Source organism: Chryseobacterium taklimakanense, assembly GCF_900187185.1.
GTDB lineage: Bacteria > Bacteroidota > Bacteroidia > Flavobacteriales > Weeksellaceae > Planobacterium > Planobacterium taklimakanense.
The window spans coordinates 1,647,057-1,671,863 of sequence record NZ_LT906465.1; the positions used below are offsets into that span (position 1 = coordinate 1,647,057).

A 24,807-nucleotide genomic window follows, 5' to 3' on the forward strand; every position below is an offset into this window, starting at 1 on the left:
ATGAATCAGCAAGAAATAAAACATTTACGAGAAAGCGAGCTGGATGCGGTCTGCGTGAATGAAAACGAACACAGCCATCCAATGTGGTACAATATTAAATATGTGATTATCGGGATTATATTCGGGATTGTTTTCACCAAAGCCGAAGTGATCAGCTGGTTCAGGATTCAGGAGATGTTTCGGCTGGAGTCATTTTTTATGTATGGGGTGATCGGTAGCGCAATTTTTACGGCGATGATTTCTATTTTAATCATCAGGAAATTTAAAATCAAAAGCATTAACGGTGAACCGATAAAGCTTGCGGACAAGAAGTTCAATAAAGGAAATATCTATGGCGGCTTGATCTTCGGATTGGGTTGGGCAATGACCGGCGCGTGTCCCGGACCGCTGTTCGCACAGATTGGGACCGGTGCCACGGCAATTGTGGTCACGCTGTTTTCAGCGATTTTGGGAACGTGGGTTTACGGTAAATTCAGAGATAAACTACCGCATTAAAAATTTAATTTAATCTCAAAATCATCCCGGTCATTCAGAAAGGTGAAATGAGACCTGAACTTTTGAAGTTTTTCAAGATCGATGTCTGCAGAAATGATATTTCCTGATTTTTCAGAAACTTCAGATCCGTCAGCAAAGAAACAGTGGGAGCTCTCGCGATAAACCAAGTTATTTCCATCGATGCCAATCCTGTTGAGTCCGAAAACATACGCCTGATTTTCAATCGCTCGGGCCTTCAGCAGATGTTCCCACGCTTCTACCCTTTTCTCCGGCCAGTTAGCAACGTAAAGTGCTAAATCATAATCACCATTGCTTCGGGAAAAAACCGGAAACCGAAGGTCGTAACAAATCTGCAGCAGGATCTTTACGCCAAGATATTCCACAACAATTCTTTCCTTTCCCGGTGAATAGACTTTATCTTCCCCGGAAAAAGAGAACAGATGCCGCTTGTCGTACTGGTGGTAGGTTTCATCTGGTTTTACGAAATACATCCGATTATAGAATTTTCCATCCTCTTCTACAGAAACACTTCCGCAAACGGCTGTATTTTGGTTCTTTGCAAAAGATTTCATCCAGGTCAGGGATTCATCTTGGCGGTCGGCAATTTCTTCCGGTTCCATTGAAAATCCGGTTGCAAACATTTCGGGCAAAAGAAAAAGATCAGCTTCAATGTTTTTAAAACATGCTTCAATCTGCTGAAAGTTAAATTTTTTTTCTTTCCACCTGATGTCAAAATTTAAACCTGCAATTCTTAAACGTTTCATAAATCATCTTTCTGAATTATTTTTAAAATTAACAATTTTAATTAAAAAACCCTAAACAGAAACTTCTTTGGTCTCATTTTTGGACTCGGATTAGAAAATAAAAAATAAAGAATTATGAAGAAGGTTATTGTTGCGTTCTCCCTTGTACTCGGTTTTAACTTGTTTTCAGCGCAGGCGTGGAACGGAACAGCAGATCAAAAAGTTCAAATTGGGCTCGGAGCATGGGGCAACGGTACGGGTATCACAGGAACATACGACTACGGCATAAGCAATTTACTCTCTGTAGGTGCTGGCGCTAATTTATATTTTGACAATTATAAAGATGATAATAAAGACAATAGATTTTTTATATTTGGAAGATTAAATGCCCATCTTCAGGAGCCATTAGGACTTCCTGAACAATGGGATATCTACCCGGGATTAGATTTAGGTCTTCTGGGAAATACCTTCGGGCTTGGAGCACATATCGGCGTAAGATATTTCTTCAATGATAAATTCGGGGCGTTCTTGGAAGCAGGTAACAACGGTAGCCTGGGGGTATCTATCAATTTATAACAACATTTTTAAAATAAATTATTATGAAAAAATTATTTTCAATGGCAGCGATAGTATCTGCCGCAGTATTCGGATTCTCTGATGCAAATGCACAGGCTTACAAAACCGGCGCTGGTGTATTGGTAGATTTTGGTGATGGCTCAACCTTCGTTGGTCCACATGTGAAACATTTTTTCAAAGCAAATCACGCAGGAGAATTCAGCGTATTGTTTGGAGATGGTGCAACTGTAGCACAGGCAAACTATCAGTACCACCAACCTTTTGCAGGAGCGAACGGACTACAGTGGTATGTTGGTGCAGGTCCTGGAATCATCTTTGGTGATGGGTTTACAGAATTTGCTCCATCCGCAATGTTAGGTTTGGATTTTAAAATTCCTGGAGCTCCACTTGATCTTTCAATGGACTGGAGACCTAGATTCATCATTGGTGACAACTCTGATGCTGAAGCGGGAAGATTTAACGCTGGTTTCAGATTTACATTCTAAGATTAAGAAACAATTATAATTAAAGACTCCTGTTTGGGGGTCTTTTTTGTTTGGCATACTTTTGATAATTAGTACATTTGCAAAACTTTAATTTTTAATAATATTTAATGACTACAGCACAACTGTTTCAGTTTTTCCTAAGTATATCCATTCTTGTTGTTTTACACGAACTTGGCCACTTTTTACCGGCAAAATGGTTCAAAACAAAAGTTGAAAAATTCTATCTTTTCTTCGACCCTTGGTTTTCACTCGTAAAAAAGAAAATCGGTGATACTGAATATGGTATCGGTTGGCTTCCATTGGGCGGTTACGTAAAAATTGCAGGGATGGTAGACGAAAGTATGGACACCGAACAGCTTAAGAAACCTGCTGAACCATGGGAGTTCCGAAGCAAACCGGCCTGGCAAAGGCTGATTATAATGTTGGGTGGGGTTACGGTAAACTTCTTCCTGGCATGGCTTATTTATTCCGCATTATCCTTCTTTAACGGTGAAAAGTACCACGACAACGCGAAATTTGAACATGGTATTGCCGTAAGTGATGAAGGACGGAAAATGGGATTGCAAAGCGGCGACAAGATCTTAAAAATTGACGGCAAAGTTGCTGACAGATTCGAAACTTCTACTGTAAACATGCTTTTCGCTGATGAAGTTACAGTTTTGAGAAACGGAAAAGAAGTTACGTTCCCGATTAATGAAAACGGCGTTGCTGATGTTTTAAAAGCAAACGAAGCAAAAGCTTATTTTTCACCCAGATTTACCCCTGTTGTTGACAGCATTTTGCCAAAAAGCGGCGCTGCATCTGCCGGACTTCAAAAAGGTGACAAAATTACAGCAATCAATGGTAAGCCAGTGCAGTTCTTCGACCAGCTGTCTGATGAACTGAAGAACTTAAAAAATCAGGAAGTCCCGATCACCGTTTTCAGAAACAATCAGCCTCTAACTGTCAATATAAAAGTAAACAGTGAAGGAAAATTAGGTTTTGCCCCCGATCAGAAGGTGATACTTTCTGAGCTTGACAAAGCAGCGGTAAACAGAAAATATTCTTTCTTAGAGGCTATTCCGAGAGGTTTTACAAGAACCATCGATGTGCTGGTGATGCAGGTAAAGCAGTTTAAGATTATCTTCAACAGCACGACCCAGGGTTATAAAAAAGTTTCCGGCCCCATCGGAATCATCAAACAAATGCCGACAGACATCAACTGGGAGTTTTTCTGGAGCTTTACAGCAATGTTCTCCGTTTGGTTGGCGTTCCTTAACCTGATCCCAATTCCAGGTTTAGACGGAGGTCATGTTATGTTTACTTTGTGGGAAATGATTACGGGGAAACCTGTACCACAGAAAGTTCTGGAAAATGCACAGATGATTGGCGTAATATTCCTTCTTGGATTAATGATCTTGATCTTTGGAAATGACATCGTTAAGTGGATCACCGGAAAATTTTAATGATTTTTTTCAAAATTTGTTTGGAGAAAATAAAAAAAGTTTTATATTTGCAAACGCTTAACGCAAGAGCTTAAATTCCTCTTTAGCTCAGTTGGTTAGAGCATCTGACTGTTAATCAGAGGGTCGCTGGTTCGAGCCCAGCAAGAGGAGCACTGAAAATGAGACACTTACAGAAATGTGAGTGTCTTTTTTTATATTTGTCACGAACATTTCACGAACAAAAGTATTTTATTTTAATGCTATTTTTGTGTAAGAAGCAGGAACCTCTCAAAATATCTTTCCAACAGCGATGTTCAGGATGATATATAGTCTAAAATCCAAAAAAACATTTTCTCTTTAAAAATCATATTTGTCTGATAACCAGAATTATAAAGGCGACAGTTAGTCGCTTTTAATGGTTTATTGACTAAACCATTATCAAACAAAACCTCCTATTGAACGCACATTTCTTTAGGTTGTTTTATTTTACAAAAAACTTTTTAAGTCGCTTTTAGGCGGCTATTTCTTTGGGAAATATCTTGGCCTCAACAAAATTCAACGAAATGAAAGACCAAGAAAGACTAGCTGCGCTAGAAAGCCAAATGTCCACCTTGGTAAACTCGCAAAAAGAGTTTACCTCCAAGGCGCTACAGATGCTCGCCCTCGGAACCAAGAAGATCTATTCCAAGGAAGAGGCCGCGCTGTTCCTCAACCTGGATCCGGACTATCTCTACCAACTCAAACACCACGGCAAACTGAAGGCCTACAAAAAGAAGGGGCAAAAGAAAATCTACTTTCGCAAAGAAGACCTGGAAGCTTATCTTCTGGGGGATAATGTGGAGGAAATACAAAATGATGACTACGATGCATTCGAGCAGGAAATTCTGGAGAGATGGAAGAAATAACCAACAAGCCGGCTGAAGAGCAAAAAATCCCAGTACTCTACCAAACCGCTTCCGAGACCACTACCATTTTCAAACTTTCGGAGATCACCAGCAAACTGAAGATTAAGGACATCAAAGAAATCCTAAACCAGAATGCGGAAAACCACCAGTCGGCGATTTTCAGTCAGAGTAATCCACAAACGAACGAAATAAAACATCCGGAAAAATCAGCCCTCAGGGAGATTGAAAATGCCGTGAAGGAACTCCTCAAACCGAGCTACACACCGGCGGCTGACGACGAATTGCTGAGGAAGAGAAAAAGGAGGCGATAGGTCTTTAAAAAAAACATCAAAAAAAAACAAAATGAACAACAACGAATTTAACAACCAAGAGAATACAGAAAATTATTCTTCACAAGATGCAGGCATCGAACTTTTGCACCGGGTCATAGAAAGAAATAAGGCAGTAGAAATTTCGGGGAAGGCGATTTTCCACATATACTGCGATATCAAGGAGGATGTGAAGAAAATCCAGGCACTGGCACATGAAGAAAATCTTAAGCGGCAGGCATTGCTTAAATCCATCCCAAACAATATTGTGGCGGAATTATCTCCGGACGGTATAAAGCATCTGGAAAAATTCCATCAGAAATCAGATACAGTTAAAAATTGGTTTTTCGGAATCGTAGCTCTATTGCTGGTTGCATTTTTTATTTTAACAGCAACTGTTTATCTCGGAAAAAACTGGTACCGCGAAAGCATCCGCACCAAGACCGAGGTTCGAGAGGAAATCCTGGAGGAGATCAAGGATGAAAACAAGGCGATTTATGAAACAGAGCAAGTAAAACAGCTGGAGCACAATACCGCACTAATGAAAAAATGGATGAAGAAAAATCCAAAGGACGCAGAAAAGTTTTTGAAGTTTAAGGAGGGGTATGAGAGTAGGTAGACTAAAAATTATTTGTCCATTCTAAAATAATTCCCTATCTTTGTGCTGTTTACTTACAATGGTCGGAAATTTTAAAATACTGTTGCTTTCCCTTACACTCGCGTTATTTCTGGCGCCAGGGATTTCTCAGGCTTGCAGTACAAAGGAGAAGCAGGTTATTAAAACCGCGACCAGTTCGCAAACTTTCATAAAACAGTCATTTGCACAGATACAGCCGTCTTGCGACAGCGGCGATTGCAAAGAAGAATGCTGTCACCCAAAATCACACAATTGTCAAACCGATGGATGCTCAGGAAACTGTAGCGGAAACCTTTGCAGTTCTGCTCAATACACTTTTTTAGCGGATAGTAAATTTTTAGAGGATTCTAAAAATGAAGCGTCCGGTTACGATGACAAAAATTCTAATTTCTTTTATCAGAATCCCCATTACTCCGGTGGATTCCATACCATTTGGGAACCGCCCAAAATAGGTTAATCACTTTCTTTTACAGCCCGAATTATACCCGGTCGTGAAGTGTTTTTTAACACTTTATCGCTGTTATTTTCGCGGCGCTGTAAATGAATTTGAACTTCTACTACTCTTTTAAGAGTAAATCTTTCAAAATAGATTCCTTTTGATTAAGGACACTTTTGAAGATCTGGATGTTCGTAAGCAGTTTCTAAACACGGAAGCTTAAATTAACCTGTAATCTAAAATTTAATGAAGAATATTCTTTTAGGAATACTGGCTTTTGTAGCAGTGTTCCTCGTTTCCTGCACCAATTCAAAAGTAGAAACTACCCAAATTACCAATGCACAGTTCAAGACCGGCGATATTGTCCCCCACGACCAGGTCTGTATGGTAAACAACGCCTATATGGGTAAAAAACAACTCGAAGTACAGCACGACGGCAAAACGTATTACGGCTGCTGCGAAAACTGCAAACTGAGAATCCCGCAGGAAGAAAATGCGCGGATGGCATACGATCCGATTTCTCACCAACTTATCGATAAAGCAACCGCAATTATAGCGATAGCCGATAAAAACGACAATGTCGTGTACTTCGAAAACAAAGCAAACTACGAAGCCTTTTTCAATAAAAAATAAATACTTATAAAATAATGAAAACAGTACTATTCAGCCTTTTGGCAGTCGGAACATTTGCACTTACTTCCTGCAAAGAAAACAAAGAACAGAAAAGCACCACTGAAACTTCCATGAAGCACGATATGAGCACAATGTCCGATAGTGCAGCGATGGGCAATATGGCAACGGATAAAGAGATAACCGTTACTGAAGCCAAAAAGTCTTCCGCTGATCTTACGGAGCTTTATTCCCATTACACCCACCTTACATTCGCTTTGTCCGGTGATGATGATAAAGAAGCGGTTAGTGCAGCGAAAGGGATCCTGGCCTCTTTTCCTAAAATAGACAAAAATGGGTTTTCCGATGAACAGAAGAAAGAATTTGCGGATTTGGAATCAAGCATCAGTGAACATGCGGAGCACATTGCAGATAACGCTGGGAATATTGATCATCAGCGGGAACATCTGGATTTAATGAGTGTCGATTTTTACGATCTGCTGAAAGATTTCGGAACTCCAAAACCGGTGTACAAAGTATTTTGTCCAATGTATAACGATAAAAAAGGTGCTTTTTGGCTTAGCGATTCACGTGAGGTGAAGAATCCTTATTATGGCAAAGAAATGCTGTCCTGTGGCGAGGTTCAGGAAGAAATTAAGTAAAACTGTACAGAACCATGATTCAAAATTTAATCAAACTGTCCCTCCGCAACAGGTATTTCGTGTTGCTGATAGCAATCGGCCTTTTTATCTGGGGTATTTTTGCGGTAAGGGACAATCCCATCGATGCCATTCCGGATCTGAGCGAGAACCAGGTCATCGTTTTTACGGAGTGGATGGGCAGAAGTCCCCAGATTATTGAAGATCAGGTGACTTTCCCGCTGGTCAGCAACCTTCAGGGAATTCCGAAAATTAAGAACATCCGCGCCTCTTCCATGTTTGGGATGAGCTTCGTGTATGTTATTTTCGAAGATAACGTGGACATTTACTGGGCCAGAACCCGGGTAATGGAACGCCTCAACTATGCCCAACGCCTACTCCCGCAGGATGTTACCCCTACGCTCGGACCGGATGGCACCGGTGTTGGTCACGTTTTCTGGTACCATTTGGATGCACCCAAAATGGATCTAGGAGACCAGCGCGCTCTTCAGGACTGGTACGTGAAATTTGCCCTGCAGACCGTTCCAGGTGTGGCCGAAGTTGCCTCCTTTGGCGGCTTCGAAAAACAGTACCAACTCATTGTAGATCCTGTAAAACTCCAGTACTATAACGTCTCTCTGATGGATGTCATGAACAAAGTGAAAGCCAACAATAATGATGTGGGCGGACGTAAATTTGAGATGGCCGATATGGCCTATATCATTCGCGGCCTGGGTTATATCAAGAACGTAGCAGATATCGAGGAAATTGCTTTGGGAAATTACAACGGAATTCCTGTGCGGGTGAAAGACATTGGTTCTGTACAGATGGGTGGTGATTTGCGTCTGGGTATTTTTGATGCAGACGGTGAAGGCGAAGTCGTGGGCGGTATCGTAGTGGCACGGTATGGCGAAAATGCGGATAAGGTCATCAACGATGTGAAAGAGAAAATGAAGGACGTTGAAAAAGGACTCCCTGAAGGCGTCACCTTCAAGACATCGTACGACCGCAGTACCCTGATTGAAGGGGCAATAGACAATATTAAAACCAAGCTGATTGAAGAAATTATCGTGGTGGCAATCATTGTTATTCTGTTCCTATTCCACTGGCGAAGTGCATTGAGCATCATCATTCAGATTCCGGTCACCATTGCCATCAGCTTTATTCTGCTCAATGCGTTTGGACTTTCCTCCAATATCATGTCCCTTACAGGAATTGCGCTGGCAATTGGGGTGATCGTGGATAACGGAATTATCATGTCCGAAAATGCCTATAAAAATCTCTCCGATTGGCAGAACCATCAACAAAATAAAAACCCATAACAATGAAAACCAACTGGTTTAAAAATATATTCAGAAAAAAGAATAAGGAGAAAGACAGTTACGTTAAAATTCCCGAAGACATTCGGTTGAAGATTATCGAAAAATCATCCTTACAGGTATCCAGAGGCGTATTTTTTTCTACGGTAATCATCGTGGTTTCTTTTCTCCCGGTATTTATGTTGACCGGTCAGGAAGGTAAACTTTTTCATCCGCTGGCGTACACTAAAACATTCATCCTGATTGTTGATGCAATCCTGGTGCTTACCCTTGCACCGGTGCTGATCTCCTTTTTTATGAAAGGAAAATTTAAGGACGATAATAAAAACCCAATAAACAGGGGCTTGGAAAGGGTGTACGAACCGCTTATCAGATGGTGCATGAAATGGAAAAAAACGACGCTTGGCATTAATATTTTGGCCCTGCTCATCAGTATTCCAATGATTATGAACCTCGGGCGTGAATTTATGCCGCCTTTGGATGAAGGATCCCTGCTCTTTATGCCGGTAACCCTTCCCGATATTTCGAACTCTGAGGCCAAAAGATTACTGCAGGTGCAGGATAAAATCATTAAAGGAGTTCCGGAAGTGGATCATGTCCTTGGAAAAGCTGGAAGAGCCAACACGGCGACGGATAATTCACCCATCTCCATGATAGAAACCATTATTCTGTTGAAACCGCAGAGCGAATGGCGCGACGGCAAAACAAAAGAAGATCTGATCGATGAACTGAATGCCAAACTGCAGATTCCGGGCGTAACCAATGGCTGGACCATGCCGATTTCCAACCGGATCAATATGCTTTCAACGGGGATTAGAACGGATGTTGGAGTAAAAGTATACGGCCAGAATCTGGACAGTATTGCCGTCCTTTCAGAAAAGATAAAAAAGGAACTCACGGGAATTGAAGGAATCAAGGATATGTATGTAGAACCCATTACCGGCGGAAAATATGTGGATATTGAAGTGAAACGCGAAGAAATAGGAAGATACGGCCTAAGTGTGGATGATGTAAATGCCGTCGTGGAAAGTGCCCTCGGCGGAATGAAACTCACCACAACCGTTGAAGGCCGACAGCGCTTTTCGGTAAACGCCAGGTACGGCCAGGATTTCAGAAATAATTTGGAATCTCTGAGAAGACTGCCCATGCAGACGATGGAATTTGGTTCCATCCCGCTGAGTGCAGTAGCCGACATCCGTCTTACAGAAGGACCACCAATGATCAATTCTGAAAATGCAATGTTGCGTGGAACGGTTCTGTTCAACGTACGCGACCGGGATTTAGGCAGTACCGTAAAAGAAGCCCAGGCAAAACTCAATAACATGGTGAACAAAATGCCAAAAGGTTATTTCGTGGAATGGAGCGGTCAGTACGAAAACCTGATTCGGGGCGAGCAGACTTTAAAAATGATTATGCCTCTGGTATTGGTCGTGATTTTCCTCTCCATGTATTTTGCGTTCAATTCTTACCGCGAAGCTTTCTTTAATCTCATCAGTATTCCTTTTGCCCTAATCGGGGGTGTCTTTATGATTTCGATTTGGGGGGTGAACCTTTCCGTAGCCGTAGCAGTTGGTTTTATTGCGTTGTTCGGACTTGCGGTAGAAACGGGAATTGTGATGGTTATTTACCTGAACGATGCCATGATTCAGCTTACTACGAAGAACGGCAACTCCCGGGAGACCATTAGCAATGAAGAACTTCGTGAATATGTCATCCATGGTGCAGCAAAAAGATTAAGACCGAAGATTATGACGGTTTGTGTGACCCTCTTCGGCCTAGTCCCCATCCTGTGGAGCCACGGTGTGGGAAGTGATATGATGAAACCCATTGTATTACCGATGGTCGGTGGCGTTTTCACTTCGGCCATTCACATTCTTTTGGTAACGCCTATTATCTTTTATATGCAGAAGGAATGGGAACTGAACAAGTTGGGTAAAATTGACGTGCTCGACGCTTCCCATTAATACTTAAATGATTACAAAATGAAAAAATTCATAATAACAGGAGCACTGGCCTTGCTTTACACCAATATTGATGCTCAGCGGATGCCGTTGCCCGCTGTAATGGACAGTATCGCAGCCAACCATCCGGTGGTTAAAATGTATAATGCGGAAGTCCGGTCAATGGACGCTGCGGCCAAAGGCGCAAGAAGCTGGATGCCCCCAACCGTTGGAGCCGGGTTCTTCATGACACCCTATAATCCAAAACTCTGGCAACGCGACGGCGATATGCTCGGTATGGGCTCAGTAGCAGTTTCTGTGGAGCAGATGTTTCCCAACACAAGGAAACTTGATGCCAACGAAAATCTGATGAAGGCGATGTCTTCCGTAGAAAAGGAAAAACTCTATGCCGCCCTCAATGAAAACTTTCAGGATGCGAAAAAACTGTATTACAGTTCAATCGTCCTGGATAAAAAGCTGCAGGTCGTAAAGGAAAACGAAAAGATGCTGGATTTCATGATCAGAAACGCCGAAATCCGGTACAAAAACGGACTCGGTAAAATATCGGCATATTACAAAGCAAAAGCTGCGCTTGGCAGTTCCAAAAACATGCAGCTCATGTACGAGAATGACCTTCGCGTCAACCGGATCCGGTTGAATGCCCTCATGGGAAGAGACGCGCTCGCACCGCTGGAGATTGAGCCCGAATACAACCTGAATGATTATTCTCTCGAGACTTTTGGTCAGGATCTCTTTTATCAGAACAGAAGTGATCTCCGCGGCATCGACCGGGAAATCAATATTGCCAAACTCAAACAGGATCTGGAAAAGCAGAATCTGAAACCGGAATTTGGCGTAAAGTTCGAAAACATGTTTGGTTTTGGCGGCCAGCCCATGCAGTTTTCTCTGATGCTGATGGCAAAGCTGCCGTTTGTTTCCTGGGCTTCACGCATGAATAAAGCCAATATTGAAAGCCTCAAACTGAAAGAAGAGGCCTTGCAGGCGCAGAAAGAAATGATGGTGAACGAATACAGTGGAATGGCCTACGGAATGCGCAATGAACTGGACCTGAATAAAAATCAGCTGAAACTCTATGAAGACACCATTATTCCGGCCTTAAAAAACAACTACAAATCCATGCAGTTGGGCTATGAGCAGAATACGGAAGAACTCTTCATGTTATATGACGCATGGGAACAGCTGAATATGGCCCAACTGGAATATTTCGAGATCCTTACCAAAGCACTGCAGACGCAAACTGAAATTGACCGCTTAATTGAAAGAAGATGAGAAAAATTATAATATTCACTATGCTTTTATTTGGTTTGACGGCGTGTGACAAAGTTAAGTTCTGGGAAGATAAGCACTCGGCAGAAGCTGCAATGCATACTTATACCTGTCCGATGCACCCGGAAGTGATTTCAGACAAACCCGGCAAATGTCCCAAATGTGGGATGGATTTGGTCCTGAAAGATGCCCCTGAAAAAAAGGAAGAGGGGATTAAACTCGACGATCTGCTGAAACCAACCAATGAATTTGTACTGTCGGAACAGCCCGTAATAAAAGTAAAAAGAGAAAACATACCCACCACGGTTGATGCTTTAGGGACGGTAGAATACGATACTCGACAGATTGGCAGTATTTCCTCACGCGTTGCGGGCCGTATCGAGAAACTCTATGTGCGGTATAAATACCAGAAAGTGTCGAAAGGGCAGCGTATTTTAGATATTTACAGCCCGGAACTTTTAACAGCACAGCAAAACCTGCTCTTCGTTATTAAAAATGACCGCTCAAACAAAACGATGATCGATGCTTCACGCCAGAAACTCCTTCTTTTGGGAATGCCGGCTTCACAGATTCAGAAAGTCATCCAGCGAGGGAAACCTGATCTCACAGTTCCGGTTTTCAGCAATTACAGCGGACACATTCAGCAGGCAGGATCGGCCGGAAGCATGGGGTCATCACCACAATCTGCACCCGCAATGGCTTCAAATAACGCGGTCACCGCAGAACTACCGCTGAAGGAGGGAATGTATCTTCAAAAAGGACAGAATATTTTCAGTGTCTACAATCCCAACAGAACCTGGGCCCAGATCAATATTTTTTCTGAAGACATTGCACTGGTCAGCAAAGGACAGTCAGTCATGATCATCCCGGAAGCCAATCCTGAAAATCGCTTCAAAGGAACCATCGGTTTTATTGAACCGTTCTTCAGGCAGGGCAGCAAAACCGTAACGGCGCGGGTCTATTTTGATAATTCCACCGCAAAAATTCCTGTCGGAAGTCAGGTTAAAGCGGAGATTATGAGCCACAACAGAATGGCAGATTGGCTGCCGAAATCAGCGGTGGTTTCTTTGGGGATTGATAAAATTGCGTTCAAAAAAGTTGAAGGCGGTTTTATTGCCCACAAGGTTGTTACCGGCGCGGTGGTAGGCGATAAAATTCAGATCGTCAGTGGTTTGCTTCCTGAAGATGGAGTTGCCGAAAATGCACAGTACCTGATGGACAGCGAAAGTTTCATAAAAATTAACAGATAAAAATTGATAAGATGAAATTCAATATTTTAATGCTTGCCTTGCTGGTTTTTCTTTACTCCTGTAAAAAGGAGGAAGATCCGCATGCCGGCCACGATATCTACTACACCTGTTCCATGCACCCGCAGGTAGTCTCCGATAAACCCGGAAAATGCCCCATTTGTCACATGGATTTGGTGCCTGTGGAGAAGAAAAAGAATGCGGATCCTAACGAAATTGTTTTGAATGACGAGCAGGTTAAACTTGGGAATATCAAAACAGTCGCGCTCTCTGACGGTTCCATGGCTGATAAGCTCACGCTTACCGGAACACTTAATTTTAATCAGTACCAAATGCAGGCAGTAAGTTCCAGAGTAATGGGCAGAGTTGAACGGTTGTATTATAAAAACATTGGCGATTTTGTTCCGAAGGGGGCGCCGTTGGTCGATATTTACAGTGAAGAACTCAATAATGCAAAGCAGGAATATTTGCTGGCGCTTGAAAGACGCAAGCTGTTCGTCGGTAATACTTCCATTGATTTTGATCAGTTGCTCCAAAGTTCCCGCAACAAGCTTTATTTATGGGGAATGTCCGAAGGCCAGATCAAACAGCTGGAAAGATCAGGAAAAGCCACGCCAACCACTACCGTGTTCAGCAATGCAGCCGGTTACATCACCGATCTGAGCATTGCCGAAGGCGATTATCTTGCCGAAGGTGGCACCATCGTGAATCTGGCAGATCTTTCATCGCTTTGGGCAGAGGCGCAGGTCTATTCTTCCCAAATGGCTCTCCTTCAGAAAGACAGCAAGGTCACCGTATATATTCCCGATCTGGATAATCTGAAGATTAATGGGAAGGTTGATTTTACAAACCCGGAAATAAGCGCCTCCAGCAGGATAAATCTGGTTCGCATTTCCGTGCCCAACAAAGGAAATCTGCTGAAACCCGGCATGCCGGTATATGTTCTGGTGGAAAACAAATCCCGTGATGGTCTTTCAATGCCTGTGGATGCGGTAATCAGGGATGGCAAATCTTCCACGGTGTGGGTGAAAACCGCGAAGAACACCTTCGTCAACAGAATGGTGGAAACGGGTCTCGAATATGAAGACAGAATAGAAATCACATCAGGAATTAAGGCGGGAGACGAAGTAGTGGTGTCCGGGGCCTACCTTCTGAACAGCGAATATAAATTTAAGAAAGGCGCCGACCCCATGGCCGGGCACGACATGAGCAATATGTAATATGAGAAAATTGAATATCATAGGTTGGCTGGCGGTGATAGTAGTGGCGGTTGTTTTAGCCATTCAGTTCATACCGGTGGAGCGTAATGTCTCCACCGTGCCGGCAGGTCAAAGTTTTGAAAAAACCGAAAAGGTGCCCGCCAACGTGGCTGCTATTCTGAAAGTTTCCTGCTATGACTGTCATTCAAATAATACCCGTTATCCCTGGTATTCGGAATTACAGCCGGGCGCGTGGTTCATGGCCCGGCATATTAAAAAAGGCAAAGAAGAACTCAATTTTGATGAGTTCAATAATTATTCAAAAAGACGCAAAAAAGCAAAAATAAAAAGCATCATCAGCCAGATTGAGAAAGACGAAATGCCTTTAAAATCATACCGCATGATGCACGGAAACGCCAGATTATCAGCGGATGAAAAAAAAGAACTGTTAGATTTTTTTCGTGACAACGAATATAGTAAGTAACGCAGAACATAAGAAATGACGCTCGCCTGTGGTCTTTAGAGTATCAGAAATGGTCGTTTAGAATAAAAAAGGATCGGAAAAGACTGTGCTGTAGAATCAACAAAAATTAAAAACAACGTGATGAAATTAAATATTAAAAATATGGTTTGCAGCCGATGTCTCAAAGTGCTTAGGCAAGAGCTTGAACAACTGGGAATTAAGGTTTCATCAATTGAACTCGGGGTATTGGTAATCGACGAGACGGCCGGTAATCATAATGAAATTATGGAGAAAATTGAAAGCGTTCTCCATACCAATAAATTTGAAATAATCCATAGTCCAGAGGAAGTGCTCGTCGAAAAAATCAAACATTTTTTACTTCGTAAAATAGAAGAGCTACCTCTCGATTCCACGGTAAACCTATCTCAAATTTTAAGCACGGAGTTCAACCATGAATATAAATCGTTAAGCAAGCTATTCTCCCACATTGAAAATATAACTGTGGAAAAATATTTTATTAAATTAAAAATAGAGAAAGTAAAAGAACTTATTCAACTCAGGCAGTACACCTTTTCAGAAATAGGGCATCTCCTGGATTACAGCAGCGTCAACCACCTATCTAGACAGTTTAAAGAGATTACCGGAGAGAGCATGACTGAGTATAAAAATGCTGAACTAGCCAATCGAAGACCCTATGATGAAATTAGTTAACCTTAGAACTTAGGCGTATGAAATTATAAATAGGAAATAGTTGCGAAATAGAAACGGCAATCACAGGGACGTTTGCGCAACTCTCGATAAACTTCAGGTATAGTTTTGATGTTACTTGGCCTTTTTTTCGAAGCGAAATTATACAGAAACTAACGAAAATTATGCAGAACATCCGTTTAAGAAACTTGTACTTTTACAGTAGTAATTACAACCAGCTCGCTTTCAAAAACTACTTTATTGCAACACGAGTTTGGTCAAAATACGGCTCACAGAACGTATTTTAAACGGATAGTGGGAAATTTACAATGTATAAAATAATAAAATCAAACAAAATGAAACAACAAATTGAAATAACAGGAATGTCCTGCGAAGGCTGCGTTAAAAATGTCGAAAAAGCGTTGAAAGAAATTGATGGCGTACAGAATGTAAAAGCGAGTCTGCATCCACCGCGCGCAGTTATTGAAGCAGAGAAATCGATTAATACAGCGCAGTTAACGCAAGCCTTGGCGAAAGTAGGTTATAGTATTGCCGGCGCTTCCGTAGATGAGAATTTAACAAAGTCTGGTGGCTCCTGTTGCTGTTGAAAAGTATGAACTGCGCGGGCAAGTATAACGTTAGTACGATGTGAACGATAACGGTAGAAATGCTCCGCTGAAAACTAAGTGAAAGAAGCAAATAAATTTTTTAAAAAAAATCAAAGTAGCCAGCAATAGCTTGCCTGATCAAACGCACTTATGATTGCGACAGGATCAGCGCAGGAACTGCATATTTATTGAAAAAACCAACCTATTTATTAACATAAAAACCAACAATTATGACAGGTTATCACACGTACCAAAGTTGTATTGAAGCATGTTTAAAATGTGCTGCAATATGTAATCACTGTGCTTCATCATGCACTGAGGAAGAAGATGTAAAAATGATGGCGAGATGCATTCAGTTAGACATGGAATGCGCAGCGATCTGCTATGCCTCAGCACAGTTAATGAGCCTCGGCAGCGACAAAGCAAAAGAAATTTGCCGCATTTGTGCCGACATCTGTGAAGCATGTGCTGCAGAATGTGAAAAACATGCACAACATGGAATGGATCATTGCCGTGAATGTGCAGAAGCTTGTAGAAAATGCGCCGAAGAATGCCGGAAAATTGCAGCGTAATTTAAAACGGGTGGTGATTTTAATGATTGCCACTCTTTTTATCTACATCCTAACGACCAAATTAAAATCAACTACCTTGAAACCCAGGCATAAAACTATGATAATACCCTGCTTTTTGTGGGCTATCAGGCCGAAGGAACCCGTGGAAGAAAATTATTGGAGGGTGAGAAAGAATTAAAAGTGTACGGAAAATGGGTGCCGTTCAATATGGAAGTAGCGGAAATTGAAGGACTGTCTTCACATGCAGACCACAATGAACTCCTTGGCTGGATGAATGGAATAACAAATATTCCGGAAAGAATTTTCATCGTACATGGGGAGAAGGAAGGCGCAGAAGCGCTGCAGCTGGGCATAAAAGAAACCTACGGCTGGGATTCCCAAATACCGCAACTTTATGATATTGAAGAATTATAATTTGGAGATATGAATCATATAAGGGACAGTAAAATCAAGCATTCAGAAGAGACCAACTGGTATGTGATTACCGGCGGACCCAGTACCGGAAAAACAACGACCATTGATTTGCTTCAGAAGCAAGGTTACCATACGACAATAGAACACGCAAGGCATTACATTGATACCATGCATAATGAAGGAAATTCCGTTAAAGAAATTAGAAGCAATAAGAAGAAATTTCAATTGGGCGTGTTAGATATGCAGATTGCCCAAGAAGGATCGCTCAATAAGAAGGATATGGTTTTTTTGGACAGGGCTATCCCGGACGCAATGGCTTATTATCAATTTTTAAACTTGGATTATGATGAAAAGTTACTTAATGCCGTCAACCGGGTTTCCTACAAAAAAATCTTTATTTTAGACCGATTGCCTTTTACCAAAGACTACGCGAGAACGGAAAATGAAGACGATCAAAAAGTAATTCATATGTTAATAATAGAAACTTATACCAATCTCGGTTTCCCTATCGTTTTTGTTCCGGTTTTGCCTCCTGCAGAAAGAGTTCAATATATTTTAAATAATTTATAAGAAAAACCATTGTCAAACAAAATAAATCTATTTTTGAAATTAGCATTAATTTAGATCTTTAAATATCAAGTAGAAACTTAAAACAATATGAAAACAGACAGAAAATTAATCGGAGCAGGACTTTTGACAGCAGTTACCGCTTCATTGTGTTGTATTACACCAGTATTGGTTTTAATAGCAGGAACAAGCGGAATTGCTGCGACTTTTTCCTGGCTCGAACCTTTACGGCCTTATTTAATCGCGTTAACAGTTTTCGTTCTTGGTTTTGCCTGGTATCTTAAACTAAAACCCAAAAAACAATTAGACTGTAGCTGCGAGAAAGATGAAAAAATACCATTCACGCAGTCGAAAATGTTTTTAGGGATTGTTACCCTATTTGCAGTCGTTATGCTTGCCTTCCCCTACTATTCAGCTGTTTTCTATCCAAAAACAGAAAAGCAAATTATAATAGTAGATCAATCTAATATCCGTAAAATAGAATTTACAATTAGTGGTATGACCTGCGCAAGCTGTGGTGAACATGTCAATAGCGAAGTAAATAAACTGACGGGAATTATAAGTTCAGACGCTTCGTACGAAAACAAAAATGCAGTTGTGAAATTTGATGATTCAAAAACAAACATTGATGAAATCGAAAACGCCATAAACGCTACCGGATATGTAGTAACTGACAAAAAAGAATATCAATTGGAAACCCTTGGTCCTGAAAAACCATAATAAATTATTAAACAGATGAATACAGTCAAATTACAGTCAATAATCACCTGCCCCAATTGCGGACACAGGAAGGAGGAAACAATGCCTACAGATTCTTGCCAGTATTTCTACGAATGCGAAAAATGCAGGATCGTTTTAAAACCAAAACAGGGCGACTGCTGTGTGTATTGCAGTTACGGAACAGTGCCTTGTCCCCCAGTTCAGCAGGACAAGAAATGTTGCTAAAAGTCCTTACGTTTAACTAAATAACAAAAACCATTTTAATGGACAAATCAACGCACAGCCACAAAGTTTCTCCGGACCATAGTGCCTCGGGGAAAACTCATTCTACACAGAATATGGATTCAAAAAAAGAAAGTGAACAAATGGATCACAGCGGGGCATACAAAAAGTTGTTTTGGATGCTTCTCATTTCCTTCGTATCCATGTTTATATTAATGTATGCGATGGTTGATCGGTTATCCAATGTGATTCCCAATATCAATCAGTTTTATATGGCCGGACTAATGGCTTCTCCTATGTTGATCATCGAACTGCTGTTAATGGCAAAGATGTATCCCAATAAAAAACTCAACAAGGTACTGATGGGTGTCGGTGTGTTGGCGATGGTGCTGTTTTGGTCTGGCATTCGGCAGCAGACAGCCGTGGGAGATGTCCAGTTCCTAAAGTCCATGATTCCACACCATGCAGGGGCTATTCTTATGGTCGAAGAAAGTAATCTGGTCGATCCGGAAGTGAGAAAGTTGGGCGAGGAAATTATCAAAGCACAGGAGGAGGAAATTGCCGTCATGAGGGCGAAAATTAAGGAACTTCAAACCCGGAAGTAATCTCAAATAGCAGAATTTAACGCAAAAAATTAAATTATGACAAAATACACCTGTCCCATGCATCCCCAGATATTGAAGGACGAACCGGGGAAATGTCCACTTTGCGGAATGAACTTAATTCCCTTGGGAGGAACCGCCCGACCTGAAAAAGACGAACGCAGCCATCATCATCAGAATCATGATCATCACTCAGAATCTGATAGTTCAGCGGCGGGATTTGACAAACATGCAGGTCATCATACTTCGGATTTTCTAAAAAGATTCTGGATTACACTGGTACTTTCTGTCCCGGTGCTGCTGCTTTCCCACATGATTCAGCAGTGGCTTGGTTTCACCATAGCTTTTCAAGGCGATAAATACGTGCTGTTGGTTTTGGGAAGTATTATTTATTTCTACGGTGGAATGCCTTTTTTCAAAGGGTTTTTGGGCGAAGTGAAAGCCGGAGCTATTGGGATGATGACGCTCGTTGCTTTGGCGATTACCGTAGCTTATGTCTATTCCGTTGCCGTCGTATTCGGGCTGCCGGGCATGGATTTCTTTTGGGAGCTCGCCACCCTAATTGTCATCATGCTTCTGGGTCATTGGCTCGAAATGCGTTCACAGATGGCAGCTTCAAAAGCGTTGCAATCTCTAGTTGCCTTACTACCAAATGACGTAACCGTCGAGCGTAACGGAAGTCCGGTAAAAATAAAACTGGAACAGCTGAAAAACGGAGATACCGTAATCATAAGACCGGGCGAAAAAATCGCCGCTGACGGTCTGATTGTCGAGGGCAGTTCCTATTTAAATGAAAGCATGCTGACGGGAGAAAGTGTTCCTGTAAGAAAAGAGGCCGGTGGAAAGGTTATCGCAGGGTCTATCAATGGAGACGGGGCTTTAAAGATAAAAGCAACAGGGGTTGGAAAGGATTCGTACCTCAATAAGGTCATTAATTTGGTTCAGGATGCGCAGGCAGCAAAGTCGAACACTCAGAATCTGGCGGATAAAGTAGCCAAATGGCTTACTATAGTAGCAATTGTGGTGGGAGTAGGAACTTTCGCTTACTGGTACATCACCATGGGAGATTTGGCTTTTGCTCTGGAACGGATGGTAACGGTAATGGTAACGGCCTGCCCTCATGCTTTAGGAGTGGCAATCCCTCTGGTGGTGGCCATTTCCACTACACTTTCAGCGACAAATGGTTTACTAATCAGAAACCGAACGGCTTTTGAAACCACGAGAAAATTATCGACCATTATTTTCGATAAAACCGGCACCCTTACGAAAGGTTCCCACACTGTGCAGAAAATCATTCCTCTAACGGAACACTATTCGGAAAACGATTTACTCCAGTATGCAGCAGCAGTGCAGCAGAACTCCGAACATCACATTGCAAAAGGAATCATGCAGACCCTTTCCGAGAAAAAACTGGAGCTATGGAAGTCAGACAATTTCCGCTACATGCAGGGAATTGGAGTGACAGGAATCGTAAACGGTAAATCGGTTGTCGCGGCTGGTCCTAATTATTTTGTTCAAAACAATAAACAGGTACCTGCCATTCCGGAAGAAATCAACCAGGATGCAGAAACAGTGAACTTTATTTTGATTGATGACGTGCCCGTGGGTATTGTTTCTTTAGCAGATACCATTCGCGAAGGCGCAAAAGAAGCTATTGACCAACTTCGAAGCATGAACATTAAATCATTCCTGCTTACAGGTGATAACGAAAAGGTAGCGGCGGCGGTGTCAAAGCAGTTAGGAATGGACGGATATTTGGCAAATGTACTTCCGCACCACAAACAGGAAAAAGTAAAAGAATTTCAGGATAAAGGGGAAATCGTTGCGATGACAGGTGACGGCGTAAATGATGCACCGGCTTTGGCAGCAGCAGATGTAGGCATTGCAGTTGGCAGCGGAACTGATGTTGCTGCCGAAACCGCAGATATTATTCTGGTCAACAGTGACCCTCGAGACGTGGTGAAAATGATAGATTTTGGAAAGAAAACCTACAGCAAGATGATCCAGAATCTCGTATGGGCAGTGGGCTACAACGTCGTGGCGATTCCACTTGCTGCGGGTGTTCTGTATCCCACATATGTCCTGAGTCCCGCCATGGGCGCAGTGCTGATGAGTGTCAGTACCATCGTGGTCGCACTTAATGCAAGTTTGTTAAAAATTAAATAATCACAAGATGAAATATATATTTTCGCTCTTTCTATTTATGGCAATGTCCATAAACAGTTATTCACAGAGCACCAAAACCGTGTACACCTGCCCGATGCATCCGCAGGTCGTGAAATCAGCACCCGGTAACTGCCCCATTTGCGGTATGACCTTGGTGAAGAAAACCGTTACTGAGAAAAAAACGGCGGCCAAATCCGCGGCCGCTCCTAAAAAGGCCACCGTAATTAAAAAAACTACGGGTAAGAAACCTGAAATTACCGCTGCAAAAACAAAGACGGTAACGGAAGTTAAAAAACCGGTGATGCCAAAGACTAAAGCAGTACCAAAAGACCCAGCGAGCATCAAAACGCCGGAACATTCAACACCTGCTCCGCATCAGCATGAAGCAGCGCAAAAGATGTATACTTGTCCGATGCACCCCGAGGTGGTTTCGGACAAACCCGGAAAGTGTCCCAAGTGCGGTATGAATCTGGTCCCTCAGAAGGAAAGCGGCCGGCATCAGTCTACCGGCAAAACCCCGGAACATCAAACTTCAGATGCGCATCAGCATGAAGAAGCGCAAAAGATGTACACCTGCCCGATGCATACCGAGGTGATATCGGACAAACCCGGAAAGTGTCCCAAGTGCGGTATGAATCTGGTGCCTCAAAAAGGAAAGAAGGAAGATCATTCTGCACACGGAAACATGCAGATACATGGTGAACACAAAATGGTCATGCCCATGCCCGAAAAGCACCTAAAAGGCGGACGCAAAGTGACCTACCATCTTTATGTGAAAGACACCCTGGTAAATTTCGCGGGCAAACAGAAACGCGCCATTGCCGTAAACGGGCAGATTCCGATGCCAAAACTGGAGTTTTATGAGGGCGATACGGCGGAAGTGATTGTCCATAATTTAATGGACGAAGAAACTTCTCTGCACTGGCACGGTCTTCATCTTCCAAATAAAGAAGATGGGGTTCCCTGGCTTACCCAGAAACCCATTCCACCACATTCAACCTACACGTATTCGTTTCCGATCATCCAAAACGGAACCCACTGGTATCACTCACATACTGGCCTGCAGGAGCAGGTTGGAATGTATGGGATGATGATTCTGAAAAAACGTCCCGAAGATCCTACTTTCCGGCCGGGGATTGATGATCTGCCCACAGAGCACCTTATCCTGAGCGAGTGGACAAACCTGAACCCCAATAATGTTCAGCGGATGCTTCACAACGCCAATGACTGGTTCGCAATAAAAAAAGGCAGTACTCAAAGTTATGCAGAAGCCATAAAAGAGGGACACTTTAAAACAAAACTCACCAACGAGTGGAAGCGGATGCTTGCCATGGACGTGAGTGACATTTATTATGACGCCTTTCTGATTAACGGTAAAACAGAAAGCCAGCTCGCAGGATACAAAGCCGGTGACAAAGTGCGGCTTCAAATTGCCAACGGCGGTGCGTCCTCCTATTTTTGGCTCAATTATGCAGGAGGAAAAATAAAAGTAGTGGCCAGTGATGGATTGGACATTGAACCGATAGAAGTGGACCGTCTTATTCTGGCAGTTTCTGAAACAGTGGATATCGTAGTGGAAATTCCTGAAAGAAACACCTCCTACGAACTCCTTGTTACACCCGAAGACCGCACAAAATCTGCGTCAGTGTTTATTGGAGAAGGAGCTACGAAATCCCATGATCCATTACCCAAACTCAAATACTTTGAAGGGATGAAGATGATGAACGACATGATGAAGATGAACGGTGACATGAAAGATATGGGCATGAAGATGAGTTATCAGACGATGGATATGAATCAGGTGATGTATCCTGAAATTAGTGCTGAAAATAATGCAGCAATGCCGATGGACAAGATGGACAACAACGATGCGCAAATGGATCACTCACAGCATCAGATGCCTGCTTCCGGGATTACCACATTGAATTATGGGATGATGAAATCGCCTTATGACACTTCACTCCCGAAAGACAGTCCCGTGCGCGAGCTCAAGTTTACCCTTACGGGAAACATGAACCGCTACATATGGAGCATGGACGATAAAGTCCTGGCAGAATCTGACAAAATATTGGTAAAAAAAGGCGAAATTCTCCGCATTACCCTATTCAATAATTCAATGATGCGTCACCCGATGCACCTGCACGGTTTTGATTTTCGGGTACTCAACAAAAATGGCCTTCAGGCACCCCTCAAAAATGTGTTGGATATTATGCCGATGGAAACTAATGTCATCGAATTTGAAGCTAAAACTGACGGGGACTGGTTTTTCCACTGTCACATCCTCTATCACATGATGGCGGGGATGAACCGTGTTTTTGCTGTTGGTGATTATCAGAATCCTTTGCTGCCCGATAAAGCTTCAGCTTACAAAAAGCTCCAGCGCGAAAGTAACATGTGGCACCTGATGGCCGAAAACGATTTTGCTACTAATGGTAACGACGGGATGGCGAGGATCTCAAATGCCCGCTGGGAATTGGGAACAGAATGGCGTTTAGGTTACAATCCCCATCACGGCTACGAGGTGGAAACCCAACTCGGCAGGTATGTGGACCGTATGCAGTGGCTGAAACCATTTATCGGATTTAACTATCGTTATAGAAAGATTGACAGGAATAATATTGAAAAAAACCTTTTTGGACAGGCATCTACTAAAGATGAAAGAAAAACTTTCAGCGCTGGTATCATGTATAAACTCCCGATGTTGGTGGACCTGCAGGCAGAAATATTTACCGACGGTATTGTAAGATTGCAGCTGACACGTGAAGACATTCCGTTGACTGCGCGTTTGCGCGGGGCATTCATGGTCAATACCGACAAAGAATATATGGCAGGTCTTAAATATATCGTCACAAAAAATATCGGAATCTCAACCCACTACGACAGCGATATGAGCTGGGGTGCAGGGATTACACTGAACTATTAAAGGAGTTTTTATTGTGTCGATTTTAAAGAGTGCAGCTGCCAAATAAAGACCGGTTGCACTCTTTTTTACAGCGTATAACGACCGCCGGAAACACAGATTCTCATGAGGCAAACAATACCAGCCTACAACCTGAGGAATCATTGCAGTAATATGAGCTAAGACATAAATTGAAGTAAATATATTTTTATTAAATTAGCACCGTGAAATTTTTGGCCTTCTCTTTATCCTTGTTCTTTATGGTGCTTACTATGGTGCCATGCAACGACGCGGCAAAGGGTTTAAGCGAAAAATTTTGTCAGAATCAGGATGTTCACCTCGAACAAAGCCAGGATCAACACGCTGATCTTTGTTCTCCTTTCTGCGTTTGCAATTGTTGTGGTATGACTTTATCAGTTTCACAGATTAATACGTTACTTCCTGAGCACCACAAGGTTGTAATAAAAGATATTCTTCCTGATAGGAAATATGATCACAAGACTCTCCACCCTGCCGGTGTCTGGCACCCCCCAAAAATAGGTTAATACTTTTCCTTCGGATTTATATTCGTAGGATTATACGGCTATTTAATAGTCGTGCATTTCCGTGAACAATACGGAATATGCTCTATCCTTCAAT

At 42.4% G+C, this 24,807-nt stretch carries 28 protein-coding genes and 1 tRNA gene; 28 read left to right on the top strand and 1 reads right to left on the bottom strand.

Going from position 1 to position 24,807, the window contains the following annotated elements; genetic code table 11:
* A complete protein-coding gene (locus CKV81_RS07850; RefSeq protein ID WP_095072135.1) occupies positions 1-495 on the top strand; it encodes a DUF6691 family protein in 495 nt (164 codons plus the stop codon).
* On the opposite strand, the gene CKV81_RS07855 is transcribed toward CKV81_RS07850, so the two are convergent.
* On the bottom strand, positions 492-1,259 hold the full coding sequence (locus CKV81_RS07855; protein WP_095072137.1) for a nitrilase-related carbon-nitrogen hydrolase: 768 nt from the start codon (positions 1,257-1,259) through the stop codon (positions 492-494). The two genes, CKV81_RS07850 and CKV81_RS07855, sit on opposite strands and share 4 nt — an antisense overlap.
* Positions 1,260-1,373: 114 nt before the next feature.
* Between CKV81_RS07855 and CKV81_RS07860 the strand changes: the two genes are divergently transcribed.
* The 27 genes from CKV81_RS07860 to CKV81_RS13700 all read left to right on the top strand — a co-directional run bounded on the left by CKV81_RS07860 (position 1,374) and on the right by CKV81_RS13700 (position 24,713).
* Positions 1,374-1,814: a DUF6646 family protein gene (locus CKV81_RS07860; RefSeq protein ID WP_095072139.1), complete on the top strand. Its 441-nt coding sequence runs from the start codon at positions 1,374-1,376 to the stop codon at positions 1,812-1,814.
* 23 nt (positions 1,815-1,837) lie between these two features.
* A complete protein-coding gene (locus tag CKV81_RS07865) occupies positions 1,838-2,299 on the top strand; it encodes a hypothetical protein (RefSeq protein WP_095072141.1) in 462 nt (153 codons plus the stop codon).
* A gap of 107 nt (positions 2,300-2,406) precedes the next feature.
* Positions 2,407-3,744, top strand: a complete 1,338-nt coding sequence (gene rseP / locus CKV81_RS07870) for an RIP metalloprotease RseP (RefSeq protein ID WP_095072143.1) — start codon at positions 2,407-2,409, stop codon at positions 3,742-3,744.
* A 76-nt stretch (positions 3,745-3,820) separates the two neighbouring features.
* Positions 3,821-3,894: transfer RNA gene (locus CKV81_RS07875), tRNA-Asn, on the top strand.
* A 392-nt stretch (positions 3,895-4,286) separates the two neighbouring features.
* On the top strand, positions 4,287-4,628 hold the full coding sequence (locus tag CKV81_RS07880; protein ID WP_059344231.1) for a helix-turn-helix domain-containing protein: 342 nt from the start codon (positions 4,287-4,289) through the stop codon (positions 4,626-4,628).
* Positions 4,616-4,939, top strand: a complete 324-nt coding sequence (locus tag CKV81_RS07885; RefSeq protein ID WP_095072145.1) for a hypothetical protein — start codon at positions 4,616-4,618, stop codon at positions 4,937-4,939. The genes CKV81_RS07880 and CKV81_RS07885 overlap by 13 nt, the downstream gene beginning before the upstream one ends.
* A 31-nt stretch (positions 4,940-4,970) precedes the next feature.
* Complete coding sequence (locus CKV81_RS07890) at positions 4,971-5,555, top strand: hypothetical protein (RefSeq protein WP_095072147.1); 585 nt, start codon at positions 4,971-4,973, stop codon at positions 5,553-5,555.
* A 58-nt stretch (positions 5,556-5,613) separates the two neighbouring features.
* Entirely contained in the window at positions 5,614-6,030 is a 417-nt protein-coding gene (locus CKV81_RS07895) for a hypothetical protein (RefSeq protein WP_095072149.1), read from the top strand.
* A gap of 225 nt (positions 6,031-6,255) precedes the next feature.
* Complete coding sequence (locus tag CKV81_RS07900; protein WP_095072152.1) at positions 6,256-6,642, top strand: hypothetical protein; 387 nt, start codon at positions 6,256-6,258, stop codon at positions 6,640-6,642.
* 14 nt (positions 6,643-6,656) lie between these two features.
* Positions 6,657-7,280 carry a DUF3347 domain-containing protein gene (locus CKV81_RS07905; protein ID WP_095072154.1) on the top strand — a complete coding sequence of 208 codons (624 nt, stop codon included), beginning with the start codon at positions 6,657-6,659 and terminating at the stop codon, positions 7,278-7,280.
* A gap of 14 nt (positions 7,281-7,294) precedes the next feature.
* Entirely contained in the window at positions 7,295-8,578 is a 1,284-nt protein-coding gene (locus tag CKV81_RS07910) for an efflux RND transporter permease subunit (protein WP_095072156.1), read from the top strand.
* Between the two features lie 2 nt (positions 8,579-8,580).
* Positions 8,581-10,539 (top strand): efflux RND transporter permease subunit, encoded by a 1,959-nt coding sequence (locus CKV81_RS07915; protein WP_095072157.1) that lies wholly within the window; start codon positions 8,581-8,583, stop codon positions 10,537-10,539.
* Between the two features lie 18 nt (positions 10,540-10,557).
* Positions 10,558-11,805 (top strand): TolC family protein, encoded by a 1,248-nt coding sequence (locus CKV81_RS07920; RefSeq protein ID WP_095072158.1) that lies wholly within the window; start codon positions 10,558-10,560, stop codon positions 11,803-11,805.
* Positions 11,802-13,052 (top strand): efflux RND transporter periplasmic adaptor subunit, encoded by a 1,251-nt coding sequence (locus CKV81_RS07925; RefSeq protein WP_258453935.1) that lies wholly within the window; start codon positions 11,802-11,804, stop codon positions 13,050-13,052. The genes CKV81_RS07920 and CKV81_RS07925 overlap by 4 nt, the downstream gene beginning before the upstream one ends.
* An 11-nt stretch (positions 13,053-13,063) precedes the next feature.
* Positions 13,064-14,269: an efflux RND transporter periplasmic adaptor subunit gene (locus tag CKV81_RS07930; protein WP_095072160.1), complete on the top strand. Its 1,206-nt coding sequence runs from the start codon at positions 13,064-13,066 to the stop codon at positions 14,267-14,269.
* A gap of 1 nt (position 14,270) precedes the next feature.
* Entirely contained in the window at positions 14,271-14,732 is a 462-nt protein-coding gene (locus CKV81_RS07935; protein WP_095072162.1) for a heme-binding domain-containing protein, read from the top strand.
* Between the two features lie 120 nt (positions 14,733-14,852).
* Entirely contained in the window at positions 14,853-15,422 is a 570-nt protein-coding gene (locus CKV81_RS07940) for a helix-turn-helix domain-containing protein (protein WP_258453938.1), read from the top strand.
* Between the two features lie 332 nt (positions 15,423-15,754).
* Positions 15,755-16,006, top strand: coding sequence for a heavy-metal-associated domain-containing protein (locus tag CKV81_RS07945; protein ID WP_157727390.1), 252 nt, complete (start codon positions 15,755-15,757; stop codon positions 16,004-16,006).
* A gap of 230 nt (positions 16,007-16,236) precedes the next feature.
* Positions 16,237-16,578: a four-helix bundle copper-binding protein gene (locus CKV81_RS07950; RefSeq protein ID WP_095072166.1), complete on the top strand. Its 342-nt coding sequence runs from the start codon at positions 16,237-16,239 to the stop codon at positions 16,576-16,578.
* A 117-nt stretch (positions 16,579-16,695) separates the two neighbouring features.
* The gene (locus CKV81_RS07955) at positions 16,696-16,992 is read left to right on the top strand and encodes an MBL fold metallo-hydrolase RNA specificity domain-containing protein (RefSeq protein WP_228399656.1); all 297 of its coding nucleotides are present in this window, start codon (positions 16,696-16,698) and stop codon (positions 16,990-16,992) included.
* Between the two features lie 9 nt (positions 16,993-17,001).
* Complete coding sequence (locus tag CKV81_RS07960) at positions 17,002-17,562, top strand: AAA family ATPase (protein WP_095072168.1); 561 nt, start codon at positions 17,002-17,004, stop codon at positions 17,560-17,562.
* An 87-nt stretch (positions 17,563-17,649) separates the two neighbouring features.
* Positions 17,650-18,279: a mercuric transport protein MerTP gene (merTP, locus tag CKV81_RS07965; RefSeq protein ID WP_055042177.1), complete on the top strand. Its 630-nt coding sequence runs from the start codon at positions 17,650-17,652 to the stop codon at positions 18,277-18,279.
* 15 nt (positions 18,280-18,294) lie between these two features.
* Complete coding sequence (locus tag CKV81_RS13595) at positions 18,295-18,504, top strand: GDCCVxC domain-containing (seleno)protein (RefSeq protein ID WP_082423508.1); 210 nt, start codon at positions 18,295-18,297, stop codon at positions 18,502-18,504.
* A gap of 38 nt (positions 18,505-18,542) precedes the next feature.
* Positions 18,543-19,106, top strand: coding sequence for a DUF305 domain-containing protein (locus tag CKV81_RS07975; protein ID WP_228438156.1), 564 nt, complete (start codon positions 18,543-18,545; stop codon positions 19,104-19,106).
* Between the two features lie 36 nt (positions 19,107-19,142).
* On the top strand, positions 19,143-21,269 hold the full coding sequence (locus CKV81_RS07980; RefSeq protein ID WP_095072170.1) for a heavy metal translocating P-type ATPase: 2,127 nt from the start codon (positions 19,143-19,145) through the stop codon (positions 21,267-21,269).
* A 7-nt stretch (positions 21,270-21,276) separates the two neighbouring features.
* A complete protein-coding gene (locus CKV81_RS07985; RefSeq protein WP_220096584.1) occupies positions 21,277-24,192 on the top strand; it encodes a multicopper oxidase domain-containing protein in 2,916 nt (971 codons plus the stop codon).
* A gap of 248 nt (positions 24,193-24,440) precedes the next feature.
* Positions 24,441-24,713 carry a hypothetical protein gene (locus CKV81_RS13700; RefSeq protein ID WP_407641686.1) on the top strand — a complete coding sequence of 91 codons (273 nt, stop codon included), beginning with the start codon at positions 24,441-24,443 and terminating at the stop codon, positions 24,711-24,713.
* Positions 24,714-24,807: the final 94 nt, after the last annotated feature.